Source organism: Streptomyces sp. NPDC099050 (assembly GCF_044759865.1).
In the GTDB taxonomy this organism is placed as follows: Bacteria; Actinomycetota; Actinomycetes; order Streptomycetales; family Streptomycetaceae; genus Streptomyces.
In genome coordinates this window covers 51,425-64,495 of sequence record NZ_JBIWAE010000033.1, presented here as the reverse complement: position 1 = coordinate 64,495, position 13,071 = coordinate 51,425, and the positions used below count along the sequence as shown (strand labels likewise).

The following is a 13,071-nucleotide window of genomic DNA, read 5'->3' as shown; positions in this document are numbered from 1 at the left end:
GCACCTTCTTCTTCGCCATGCTCTCCATGATGGACATCATCCTTCCGGGGCCCAAGCCCCTTATCTCGGATGTCCGTCAAAGCGAAGCAAGCCCACCCGCTCGCCCGCAGACAAGGCGGCTACCGCCATTCTCAATACACCTGCGGGACTCTCATCCAACCTGCGGCACCACAGGTCAAACCCCTCTAGCACCCGAACAACCCATCACGGGGTGTCTCATCGACCTGCAGCAGCACAGGTCAGAGCGATGGCAAGAGACGGCCCTACTGCAACATGAGTGAGAACGCACACGGGGAGACCACAGGCCGGCCGCCTCCACGCTCACGCTGGAACTCGTCCTGCGGGACGTCCCGGAGCAGCTCGCGCTCCCGTTCGACGGCGACCCGCAGCGGCTCGCCGACGCACTGGATGCCCTGCTCGGCCCGGCTGCAGTCGTGGTGAAGCTGCGCACCGAGCGCAGCACGCGCGATCGGCCACAGCCCAACTCAGGCTGGACCTCCGGCGGTTCGGCCTCCGCTGGCTCGGGCGGCGGCTGACCCCAGGGCTGCGCGTGGCGTTCCCCGGTCCCGGGCGGGGGAGGCCTGCTGGCGGTGCACGGGCATGGCCGGCCCGTGCACGGCCGCGCCCGCCGTGCCAGGCGCGGCGGCCGGAGTGGTGGTCGAGCGGGAACGCGCGGCGGCCGCCGAGACCGAGTGTGTCGCCACCAGGTGTCGAGGGGGGCGAGGGCCTGGTGCGTGAACAGGACCATGCGGCGGGCGAACTCTCCGGGCGCGCCCATCCGCCAGGACTCGTCCCCGGTGAGCCGGGCCAGATGGTCGGCGACCGCTGCCGGGGCGTGATCCTCGCCGAGCCGCTGCATGCGGGCGGCCAACAGCGACCACGGGCGGGCACCCACAGGAAGGCCGCCGTCGCGCTCGCCCAGGACGTCCAGAGCCGTGGAGAGGATCCACGCGTGCACTACCGGGCGGACCCTGAGCTGGTCCAGCGCCTTGTCCCGTACTCCGAGGTCGAGTTCGGCAGGCAGGACAAAGCCCTCGGTCGGCGGACCCCAGTAGGTCGACTTTCCCCAGCAGAAGGACGCCCTCACGCCGCATGCGAGAAGCAGGCGAGACTCCCAAGTAGAGCCCCACCCGCTCCTGCGAGCACCAAGAAGCTAATTTCCTTCTACCCTCAGCAAGACCTGAACCTTTGACGGGAATTGCAGATCATCTACCATTACCGAACAGATAACGGAGCCCCGGAATCCCGTGAACTGCATTCGGGCATATTCGTTCGGGTCGTGCAATACGAGCCACCCAGACGGACATGGGAGTGACACCTCGAAGAGGTTCAAAGGAAGCACCACAGGCGGACCCGACTTCCACACCTCACATTCAACAGGACCATCAACACTTGCCTGAACCCCGAAGATGAGTGAACTGCCATCTCGATACCAGCTGCTCGACGCCGGGTCCCAGTCGCTGAGGTCATCGTCACTTCCTGCATCTCGCAAGATCAGGCATCCGTGTTCGATTTTCGCCAGGAATGAAACCACAGGGCTATCAGCTACCATTCCTTGTTGCTCTTTCCTTGTGAAAGTTGTGATACGACTCCACCCTGTGTCCTGGCGCAGGGCAGACAGTGAGGATACGCCGTCTGAGGAGATCCGGGGGCGACGAGACTAGACGGCGGCTGGTGGTCTGGAATCCAGTCCCCTTCCTTGGTGCCAGGCGTCGTGGCGCCACAAGTGTGGCAGCCATGCGCATTTCCTGATTCATTGATCAGATCTCGAACACCATGTGCCTCAATATCGCCATTCTCCAGGGCTACTCCCTCTCGGGCGTTCGGGCCTGCACCCAGGGTCAGATCGCACTTCTGACCTGGCGTTGCATTGTGAACGAGGACCGGAGTCTCCCCCGCCAGCACATAGTACGTGTGCAGGTCATCGACCGTGAGGTTGTGGACCCGCTTGTGCTCGGTCCACGCGCGCACCGCGCTCACCTGGACGTAGGAGCCGTTGCCGTTCTGCAGCAGCGTTCCGGGGACGATTTCCTTGGCGTAGAGCCATTTACCCAGTTCGGGCGCCCAGAACGGGTGATTGTCCGTCGCGACGACCTTGCCCGAATGTCCGTCGGGGGCGGTGATGGTGATCTCGACCAGGTTCTTCTCGCCCTCACCGGTGATGAGCGCGGTGACCGTGCGCGGTCCGGCTTCTCCCGTTAGCGGGTCGGTGGCGGTGACCTTGTCGCCGATGCGCACCTGCTCTATGGCCTTGTGCTTGCCGTCTGCCATCGCGACCCCGGTTTCCGGGGTGAAGCTGTTGCAGGACCCTGCCCCGCTGTCGGCCGGCTTGGGTGCCGGCGGGCTGTCTGCCGCCTTCGGTGCGGGTGCGGTGTCGGCTGCTTTGGCCGTCGTTGCCGCATCGGTGGCGTTGTTGGCGTTCTTGGCGGCCTGTGCAGCGTCGAGTGCCTTGTTGCCGTACTTGGCGGCGTTCGCCGCGTAGCCCGCGCCCGGGATGGCCGAGGCGAGGGAGAGGCCGGCGTTGATGCCGTCGCCTTCCGCGGCGTACCAGCCCGCGTTGGCCAGGTCGGCGGCCTCGCCGACGACCGGGACCATGCCGACGACGTCAAGGGTGGTGTGGCCGATCGTCTTCCACGATGGCATCTTCGGCCACTTGCCGGTCGGGTCCATGAGCTTGACCGGGTTGTTGTGGGCGTAGGTGTAGGCGGCGAGGTTGCGAGGCTCGGCGATGCCGCCCGCCATGCTCCCGTCGAGGTAGTCGGGCAGCGCCGGGTCGGCGCTCGCCCAGAGCTGGGTCCGTGGGTTGTAGTAGCGGGCTCCGTAGTAGTAGAGCCCGGTCTCCACGTCGAGTTCCTTGCCGGTGAACTGGTAGGGCGTGTCCGCCTGTCCGGTCCGTTCCTCCACCCAGGTTTCCCCGTACGGGAAGTACTCCAGGTGCTCGGTGACCTTGCCCTGCTTGTCGGTGACGTAGCCGGAGGAGCCGATGTGGTCGGCGTGGAAGAACTGCTGAGCGTCCTCGGCCCCGGTGGTCGCGACGGCCTTGGTCGTCACGCGGCTGTCGCCGACGAAGACGTGCTTGTAGCCGCTGGTGTCGCGTTCGCTGTAGTAGCGGTTCGGGTAGAGGGAGAGGCCGTCCTCGCTCCGCTTGACCACGCGGTCGCCCTTGTCGTCGTAGACGTAGGCGACGGTGGCGGCGGCGCAGCCGCTCGGGTCCTGCGTGAGGGTCCCGGTTGCCGTGTCCTGGTTGCAGACGAGGCGGTTCTCCTCGTCCCACACGTACTGCCGGCGCTTGTCGGGTCCGGCCGTGTTGACGGTGCCGGTCAGGTTGCCGTTGGCGTCGTAGGCGTGGGTGACCGGGCCGACCTTGCTGGGGGCGTGCGGCCTGGCGCCGTCGTAGGTGTACGCGTAGTTGTAGGTGGTGCGGTCCTGGGTGTCGGTCGGGTTGTCCGGGTCTTCGACCGGTTCGATCGGGCCGGCCCCGCCGCCCGCGCCCGCGCCGTTGCCGGCGGGCGGGAAGGCCGGGGTGCCGCCGGTGACCTCGTGGGTCTGCGACTTGCTCGTGGTGTTGTGGATCGAGTCGTAGCCCAGGCTCAGTGTGTACTTGTTGACCGCGTTGTTCTTGTCCGTGTAGCGGCCGGACGCGGAGGTGAGCCGGTACTGGTCGTCGTATCCGTACGTCTGGCTGCTCGGACCGCCGATGTCCCCGCCCTGCGGCGCGTTGTTCGCCAGCGAGGTGATGTTACCGATCTTGTCGTACGTGTAGCCCAGGTTCTGGAACGCGGTTCCGCCCGGCGCCACTGACTTCAGTGCTCCGAGCCGGCGGTCCTCGGCATCGTAGGCGTAAGTGGTGCGGACCCCGTTGCCGGTCTGCTGGAGGATCTTCTGCCCGAATTTGTCGTAGTCGACCCGGTCCAGGTACGTGTAGCCGGTGCCGTTCTTGGATCCGGTGGCCCGGCCGACCTGGCCGCCCGAGTCGTAGTCGTAGGTCAGGACCTCGCCGTCGGGATAGGTCATCTGCAGCACACGGTTGAAGGCGTCGTAGCGCCAGGCGGTGGTGTAGGTGCGCGGGGCGTCGCGGACCGCGGTGATCGTGCGGGTCTCCTCGATCACCTCGCCCAGCGCCCCGTAGGCGCGCTTCACCGTTCCTGCCGCGTCGTGGACCTCGGTGACGCGCGAGGCCGCGTTGTCCGGTGCGCCGGGGGCCCCGTACTCGTAGGAGACGTTGTTGTCAGGGAACGTCGGGTAGCGGATGGCCTTCAGCCGCGAGTACTCGTAGTCGTACTCGACGGCCTTGTCCGCTGCCCGCAGGTTCGCGGTGATCTTCGATGTGACGTTCCCGGCGAGGTCGTAGCGGGTCTCGGAGCGTCCGGTGTCCGGGCTGTCGAACGAAGTGCGGCGTCCCAGTGCGTCGTAGCCGGCGCGCGTGACGTTGTTCTTGTCGTCGGTGATCGTCGTGACCTGGCCCGTGGGGTCGTACGCGTAGCTGGTCCAGATCTCCGAGGAGCCGTTGAGCTCCTTCACCGAGGTGGTCGCGCCCCGGAGGTCGGTATAGGTGCGGCGCTCCTTGCCGTTGCCGTCGGTCACGGTCCGCTTGAAGCGGGTCGTGCCCGCCCGGTCCTCGCCGAAGCCGTATCCGGTGCTGGTGGTGACGCCGTCCGGTTGCACGGTCCTGACCGAGCGGTCCAGGACGTCAAAGGTGTCCTTCGTGGGTGCCACGGAGTCGAAGGAGGCGTTGAACGTGGTGTTCGCGGCTCCCTTGGCCTCGGTCACCGGGTAGTACTTCTCCACGGCGCGGCCGAGGTGGTCGAACTTCAGCCGGCCGGAGACCGTCATCACCTGGGTGGGCGTGGCCCCGGGCGAGGCGGACACCGAGGCGTCCTTCTTGGTCTGCAGGACGCGCCCCAGGCCGTCGCTGAAGGTGACGGTGTCGATGGTGTCGTCGCGTACGCCCGAGGCGGCCCGGTCGAGGTGCTTGGTCGTGGCGTACGGCACGGTCGCCTCGGGGTGGTAGCCGAAGGTGATCGTGGCCTGGTCGCCGTCCTTCTCGTAGGGCCCGGTCACCTTGTCGAGTCGGCCGACGCTGTCGTAGGACATCCGGAGCGGCTGGCCGTTGTGGTCGGTGTTCCGCTCGGGCTGGCCGTACTTGAGGTTGTACGCCGTGGACGAGCGGTAGCCGAAGCTGTCCTCGATGGACTCGACGTGTACGCCGACGGTGGTCTCGTAGCCGTACTCCAGCTTGTAGCGCTGGCCCTTGGCGTTGGCCGGACCGGTCACCGATTTCAGGTTCCCGTCCGGGTGGTACGTCAGGTCGGAGACGGCCGGGGTGTCGGCGTCGAGGTACTCGCGCGTCTGGCGCACGGCGCCGGTCGCGCAGTCGACGGTGGATTCGCGGTGGCGTAGGAGCGTGCCGGTGGCCGCGGCCTTCTGCCGGATCGCGTTGGCGGTGCCGACGAGGTTCCGGTCGCGGCACTGCGGGGCGGAGCCGCTGTACCCGTAGGTGGTCTCCAGATCGTCCGCGGCGCCCGCGTCACCCGTGTCGAAGGTGCGGGTGACGTTGCCGTATTCGTCGTAGGAAAGGTCGGTGTATGTGGATTTTCCTGCGGCGGCCGCGCCTTCGTAGTGCTTGTCCTCGACGCGGGTGAGCTGCGGGAAGACGGTGGCGGTCCTGCTCTTCGGGTCTGCTTCCTCGCCCGTGGCGGTGTCGAGCAGCCGGTAGGTGTTGAGCGTCTCGCGGTACGGGTGGCCGGCGTCGTCCTCGGTCAGCGTGCGGATGAGCAGGCCGCGGCCCACGTATCCATCGGTGCGGTACTCGTCGGTCACCGTGCGGCGGACGGCGTCGTCCGTCCCGGTGTCGCGGTCCTCGGTCACCACGCGGCCGAAGCCGAGGAACTCGCGCTCCAGCCGGTCGTAGCGGCCCTGCTCGTAGCGGAAGGTGGTCAGACGCGTGTCGGTACCGTCACCCGTGAGCCCGTCGAACACCGAGGTGCGGGACAGAACCCAGCGGCTCTCCTGCATGGCAGCGGTGTTGCCCGAGCGGGTGTAGTCCAGGTCGATGCGGGCGCCCATCGGCCGGTTGACCGAGCGCAGCAGGTTGGTGCGACCGGTCTTGTTGACCGCGACGAGGAGTTCGTTGTCCTGGGTGGACTTGACGTGGTCGGCCAGGCCGTCGCCGTTGACGTCGCGCAGGCTGGTTTCGGCCCGGCTGATGCCGGTGGACGCGTTGGCGCCGGGGTTGAAGACGAAGATGCCGACGGGAGTGGGCAGGCCGACGGTGAAATAGACGCCCGCGCCGAGACTGGCGTTCTTGTCGACGGCTATCTCGGGGAAGCTGCCGCGGAAAGGGACGGGCGCGGCGAAGCTGGTACCGGTGTTGACCGCGACCTTGATCGGGTTGGCACCGTCGGTGAACACCCGGTCGGTGAGGCCGTCGCCGTTGACGTCCATCATGCTCGCGTTGGTGAACGAGGTTCCCAGCTCGGCGGACACGCCGCCCGCGAAGCCGTAGCGGTCGACGTTGAACCCGAGGTTGACGCCGACGTTGCGGGTGGACGCGTCGTTGATCGGTCCGGCCGACCAGGGTTCGCGGGCGGCGAAGGAATAGCCGAGGTTCAGCTGGGCGTCGCCGCCCGCGAACACCTTGTCCGGCAACCCGTCCCCGTTGATGTCGACCAGGTCGACGCGGACGTCGGACTCTCCGCCGCCAAGGCTGCCGCCGATGCCGAGCGACGGTTGGACCGCGCCGGTGGTGGCGGTGTTGGCGCTGGTGCCCGCGTCGGGGGCCGCCATGCCCAGGGCGCTGGCGATGGTGGCGGACTCGCTGCCCGCGGAGTACGACACGTTGCCGGAGACGTTGTCCGCCTCGCGGACGTTGCCTCCGAGGGTGCCGCGCGTGGTGCCGAGCGCGCCGGTCATGTCGGAGAACTGGATCTCCTTGGCGCCGACGACGTCGGGGTAGCCGTCGCCGTTGAGGTCGAGGTAGTCGACCGAACCCGCGGTGATCCCGCCGACCACGGTGCCGCCGAACGGGCCCGCCGCGAGGGTGGCCGACACCTGGCCGGTGACGCCGCGGCGCATCACCGCCCGGTCGCCCGCCACGTCGGCGTCGGTGACGATGTCGATGGTGTCCGCGCCGAGGCGGGAACTGGTCGCCATCGCGGCGGTGATCCACGAGGACTGGTCCTGAGCGGCCCAGCCGCCCTTGGCGGGCACGGGGGCGAACACCGCCAGGCGCGGCATGGTGAGCCGGGGATTCGCGGTGAACCCCGGAACGTCCGCTTCCTTGGGCTCCTTGGGAAGCGCGTCCTTGAAGCTCTGGTCCAGCGTGAGTTCGGCCTGCTTCAGCGGTTGGGTGGCGCGGTCCCGGTTGCCCTGGTAGCCGATCACGCCCCAGCCGCGGTAGGGCTGGGCGAAGGCGCCCTGCCCGACGGAACTGTGCAGGGCGCTGGGCACCGGGGTGAGGGTGGGCCAGCTGGAGGTCACGTCGTAGGTGACCGACGCAGACTGCGAGACGAGCAGGCCGAACAGTCCGGTCTCCGTCGTGGAGTAGTCGATGTAGAGCTCGTCGCCGGCGGTGACCGGCACGGTCAGGTCCAGGTTCGGGCCACCGAAGGGGGAGGTGTCCTTGGCCTGGAAGACCCGTTTGCCGAGCAGCTGCCCGCCGCGCTTCTTCACCGTGAACGCGATTTTCGCGTCACCGAGGAGGTTGAAGTCGAAGGACAGCTTCGGCCGCACCTTCAGCTGGCCGGTCTTGGTCGCCTTGTAGGACTGCTGCGGCGCGGCGAGGGTGTCCGCCGGGAACATGCTCATGTCGTACGGCGGGGTGATCACCAGCGTGGGGTCGCCCTTGTCGTCGACGAGCGACTCGACCCCCTGCGCGGCCGTGTAGTGCGCCTTCGGCGCCCAGTTCACGGCCGAGACGTCGATCGGGGAGTCGGTCTTCAGCCGCCACGACATCTTCTCGAACGTGCTGACCGGAATGCTGAGGTCGATCGCGGTGGTGCCGGTCGACGCGGCGGGCAGGACCTTGCGGTACACCTCCGCCGGGGCGTGGACGCCGTTGCCCTTCTCGATGACGACGGTCACGTCGTCCGAGGTCGCCTTGTTCTTGACCACGTCACCGGTCAGCCGCAGCGTGCCGTTCACCGGTACGGTCACCAGGGACGGCCTGCCGCCGAAGGTGAAGTCGGCCGACGCGCGGAACACGGTGTTCGCCAGCCCGTTCGCGTCCGTGCCGGCCGGCAGGTTGGTGTAGGTGATCGCCGGGTCCCACGCCACGGTGTCGTACTTGCCGTCCAGAACGGACTGCGTGCGGAAGTAGAGCGCGTCGCCCTTCTTCACCGGAATCGATTCCACGTTGCCCGGGGCGAACTGGGTGTGGTCATCTGGGCCGATCCGCTGCGCCCAGAGCTCGGCGTCCTTGTGCTGGATGGTGACCCGCACGCCGTCGGCCTTGCTGTAGGCCGCCCGCGCCGGGGAAGGGTCCTGGGTCAGCTGCACCCGGCCGTCCACGCGGACGCTGCCGTCGAACGGCGCGACCCAGCGGCGCACCGAGTCCAGCAGCGGTGAGTTGTCCACTTGCTGGTTGAACTGCGCGGTCTGATCGCCGACGATTTCGCCGGTCACCGCGCCGCCCCCGATCGGCGCCGGGGTCTGGGCGGAGTCCGTGCTGTAGGCGGGCTGCCCCTGGGCGTCCAGGTAGCCGAACAGCACGCCGCCGTTGTTGACCAGGTCGGTGATGCCGTCGCCGTTGACGTCGCTGAAGAACCGGTCCGAGGTGGTCGTGGTGCCCACGAAGTCCAGCTGGGCCGAGGTGGTGAGGACGTACGACTCGACGCCGATGGTGCCGGACAGCGTGCGCTCGGTCGAGATTCCCGGGAGATTGGTGAGCTTGACCGGCGTGTCGCCGAATTTCGGCTCACCACCCGGTCCCGGTCTGGCCAGATTCGGCCGGTAGAACACGTCGTTGTTCTTGCGGAACACCTTGTCCGGCAGGTTGTCGCCGTTCACATCGGTCAGCGTCGACAGACCATCGGACTGGCCCGCGCTGAACCCGACCTTCAACCCGACGGAACCCTCCTTGGCCGGCAGCCCCTGCACGTTGTAGCCCGCGAAAAGGTGCGCGCCGAAGCCGACCGACGTGTTCGCCGAGATCGCGCTGGCCTCGCCCTCGCGGATGTTCACCCCGAGGTCGTCGTCCGGCACCGACCAGCCTTTTGCGTCGGCGAAGGCGCTGTAGTTGCCCGACTGGTCGCGCACGTCGTCGAAGTAGTCGAACGTGTGGGTGTTGAACAGCTGGTTGGTCTCGCTGAACTGGGACACCGAGGTGAGCAGCGTCTTGGCGAACGCGCCGGTCCGGTAGTTCAGCTCGTAGGCGCGGATCAGCTGGTCGTCCAGCTTGACCTCGACGCGCCGCAGCAGGTCAGCGGTGACCTTCTTGAACCCGTACTTGGCGTCGATCCGCACGTCGGCGCGGCGGGGCTCGCCGCGCTCACGGTCCCGGATGAACGTCACCGAGTACTTGCCGTCGGTGTCGCCGCGGCCGGTGTAGGTGATCTTCTGCAGGTACAGGTCGCTGCCCGGCACCGTGGAGCCCGCCGTGCCGCCGTCAGCCACCTTGGCGTGCCGGTAGCGCATGACGTTGTCGTTGCCGTCGCGGACCTCCCGCGCCGCCCAGGTCGCGACGCGCCCCTTGCCGTCGGCCAGCGTGCTGTCGGCCGTGCCACCGAAGAGCGTGCGGACACCCTGCTTGTCGGTGACCTCCCACCAGTAGTTCGCGGGGCTGTCCCCGTGGCGCACGATCCGGTCGAACGAGCCCTCCACCCGGGAGTGGAACACCTTCTCCGCGGTGCGCGCCTGCAACTCGCTCCGGTGCGCCACCGGGGTCAGCTGCTCACCGTTGAGCAGGTAGGTCTCCGTCTCCAGTCCGGCGTCGTAGCGCGGCACGCCCCACCGGGTGTCGACGGTGACCATCGGGGTGGCGAGGTCCCACCCGACGCCGAGCCACCCGTTCGCCCCCGCCGAGTTGTAGGTGACGGCCAGGCTCGGCTCCAGGCCCGCGCGGCCCTTCGGCACCTCCAGCGGGTAAGACAGCCGCGCGTCACCGTTGTTGTTCGCCGAGGGCGCCTCGACCAGGTGCACCCCGGAGCCGGGGTCGGCCGCCTTGATGTCCTTGATCTGGTTCGGGTTGAACGACGTGCCCTCCGGCCCCTCCGGCCCGGTGACCGCCGACCCGGCGTCCGGCCCCACGGCGGCGGCGCTGCGGAGCAGCTCGGGCGAGGTCAGCCCGGCCATGGTGAGCACCATGGACAGGAAGATGGTCACGCCCGTCCGGCCGCGGATCACGCGTTGGACAGTCATCAAAGAGCCCCCGTACCGCCGGACGTCCCCGGAGCACGAGTCATCCGAAGACCCCCGCCCCCTGTACTACCGAACGGTAGGCCGCATGCCCGTTCGTTCGTACAGGCTTTCTGGACAAGAGCAGCCCGCGCAGTCACGATCCGGCAACGGGCGTCCTCACCAGAATGCTGACCGGTGTTGAGTACCAGTGCACCGACCCAAGACCGACCCCGCCGGCCGCACCCGGATTCGGGGCCACATCCACGTCGAGGTCGCGTGCGGCCGCCGTCGAGTACAACAGCCATCCCTTGTACGAGTCCACGGCGACAAGGTGTTCCTGTGCGACGAGTACCTCTACGTCGGTGGCGGCCACCGGCTAGCCGGTGATGCTGGCGAGCATGCCGGCCAGGCGCCGGGCGCCCAGGGCCTCGGGCCATGTTGGCTCCTGCGGGGTCGTTTCCGGCGCGGCCGCCGTCTCGGTGAGGGTGTCCGTCATCAGTGCACCTCCGTGGTCTGCGGGTTCGTGGGGTCGGCGGCCGGCGCCGTGCGCTGCCAAGTGGGCCAGATGAGCGTCAGGAACTCCATGCCGAAGATCCAGACCCCGGTATGCACGACCAGAGAGGCGTCACCGACCTCGGCGGATGCCGGGTGTGCGGACTCTTGTCTGGCCGGGCAAGGGTGCCTCACACTCCTCGAGTTGACACTCGTCAACTCTTGATGGGGGTGGTTTCGTCATGCCCGAGAGCACTGACTCCAAGGATCAAGTCCCGCACTGGGTTACACGCGCCCAGGGAGTGGCGGATCGCCTGGCGGATGAACTGGTGGAAGAACTGCAGAACGGGGGAAAGCAGACCCGCGACGAACTCCAGCACGGCCTTGCCCACGGGGCACGGGAACTGACCCGGCCTTCACCGGCCCTGGCCGCGTTTCTGCACGACCTTGAGCATCCGCCCGCACACCTCGATCCAGACGTACTTGACCGCGGGTCCCAAGCCTGGTTCATCCATCCCGGATGGGTTCACGCGATCGCGCTGTCGGCCGGATCGCTCGTCAAGATCTACCGGTGCCCCTCGATTGCGGCCGCCTTGACAGCCACCGGCTCCCTCGTGAACACCGCGGGGACCCGTTTGGACGCGACGGGCCTGTGGGTCAACTCCGCGCTGCTCCCCGGCGCGCTGCACCCGGGGAAGCCCGGCTACATCGCCACCGCTCACGTGCGGCTCGTGCATGCCCGGGCCCGACTGGCCGCCCTCGCAAACGGCTACGACCCGGCAGTACACGGATCACCGATCAACCAGGCCGATCTCCTGCGTACCTGGCTGGCCTTCACCCACACCTCGTTCCGGGCCGAGGCCATGATCGGCTACACCTGGACCGAATCCCAACTGGCAGTCCTCTACCGGTATTGGCAGCACATCGCGCACCTGATGGGAATCGAACCCCACCTCGTAGCGCACCTGACAGGTCCGGCCGCGGCCGCCGAGGCCGACCGTCAGCTCGCCGGACGGAGCCAGTCGCCGCCTGCTCCCGAGGCCGACGTCCTCACCCACCAGACGATCGAGGCCGTAGCCGAAACCCTGCAGGCCCAGGTGAGGCTGTCGGCAGCCGTGGGCCGTCCCCTGCTTCGGGCACTCGTCACCCGGTTCCACGCCGGCTCCCCGGACCGGTCGCTTCCCGCACGTCCGCTCCAGTCGGCCCTGGCCGCGCTACGCCCCGTCGTCGGCCTCGGATACCGCTGGCAGAGCCGGCCCGCACGCCGGGCCGCTCTCATCACCGAGAACCTCGCCCTCACACGCGCCTACATCCATTCCCTCGACGCCCACCGGCCCAATCCGTGAACCCGCCCCGCTGGGCACACACCCCAGCGGCGTGAAGCACGGCCCACGACGAACGAGTCCCCATGGTTTCCATGCCGTTCCCTCCCCCGCCTCCACGACCTCCACATGACCTTCGGCGAGTGAACTGTTACGGCCTCCAGGGACCCCGCGACGGCCCGCCAGGCCGACAAGTGCGCCGGATAGCCTGACCCCATGCAGCATGCCCCAGCCGAAAACGCCTTCAGGACCCGGCGCCTGGTCCCCGAAGGCGAAGTCCTCCAAGCCGCGCTGACGGCCTTCTCCCGCCACGGATTCGAGGGGGTATCGCTGCGATCCCTCAACGCGGAGCTCAACGTCAGCCACAACATGCTCACCAAGCGGTACGGCTCCAAAGAGGCCCTGTGGAAGGCCGCCGTCGACGACGCCTGCGCGCGCCTGACCGAGGCACTCGACCGCGCCGAGGACCCGGCCGGCCCGCCGCTCGACCGCCTCCACGACATGATCGTCGACTTCATCCAGGCCGCGGCACACCAGCCGGACCTGCTCCGCCTGGTCACCGCCGAAGCCACCCACGACTCCGACCGCGTCACCCACCTGTGGACCCGCCACATCCAGCCCACCATCAACCGCTTCGCGCCCCTGTATGCCCAACTCGTCGCCGACGGCACCCTGAAGGACGTTCCCCTGCCCGCGGTCTACTTCATGATCACCTCAGGCGGCACCGCACCCTGGGTCAGCCCGGCGCTGAGCACCCGCCTCGGCCACCCATCCGACTCCTCCACCACCATCCGCGCCCACGCCCACCACATCGCCGACCTCATCCTGAGCGGCCTTCGGACCCACCACTGAAGCCGGAGCCACTCGAGCACCCCGCGGCCTCAGGACTGGTACCCGGCCGCCGCGGACCGCGATCCTCCCT

Annotated in this window: 4 protein-coding genes; 2 read left to right on the top strand and 2 right to left on the bottom strand. The window is 68.3% G+C overall.

What is annotated here, in order from left to right; translation table 11 throughout:
• Positions 1 to 1,545: 1,545 nt before the first annotated feature.
• On the bottom strand, positions 1,546 to 10,356 hold the full coding sequence (locus ACIQV3_RS36435) for a SpvB/TcaC N-terminal domain-containing protein (RefSeq protein ID WP_403720387.1): 8,811 nt from the start codon (positions 10,354 to 10,356) through the stop codon (positions 1,546 to 1,548).
• Positions 10,357 to 10,489: 133 nt separating this feature from the next.
• The gene (locus ACIQV3_RS36430; protein WP_403720385.1) at positions 10,490 to 10,708 is read right to left on the bottom strand and encodes a hypothetical protein; all 219 of its coding nucleotides are present in this window, start codon (positions 10,706 to 10,708) and stop codon (positions 10,490 to 10,492) included.
• 448 nt (positions 10,709 to 11,156) lie between these two features.
• Between ACIQV3_RS36430 and ACIQV3_RS36425 the strand changes: the two genes are divergently transcribed.
• Entirely contained in the window at positions 11,157 to 12,173 is a 1,017-nt protein-coding gene (locus ACIQV3_RS36425; RefSeq protein ID WP_403720382.1) for an oxygenase MpaB family protein, read from the top strand.
• A gap of 192 nt (positions 12,174 to 12,365) precedes the next feature.
• Complete coding sequence (locus ACIQV3_RS36420) at positions 12,366 to 13,001, top strand: TetR/AcrR family transcriptional regulator (protein WP_403720379.1); 636 nt, start codon at positions 12,366 to 12,368, stop codon at positions 12,999 to 13,001.
• The last annotated feature ends 70 nt before the right edge of the window (positions 13,002 to 13,071 follow it).

Excerpts from the sequence above, each read along its gene's own strand:
- ACIQV3_RS36435 (WP_403720387.1), bottom strand. The coding sequence starts at position 10,356 with ATGACTGTCCAACGCGTGATCCGCGGCCGGACGGGCGTGACCATCTTC.
- ACIQV3_RS36420 (WP_403720379.1), top strand. The coding sequence starts at position 12,366 with ATGCAGCATGCCCCAGCCGAAAACGCCTTCAGGACCCGGCGCCTGGTC.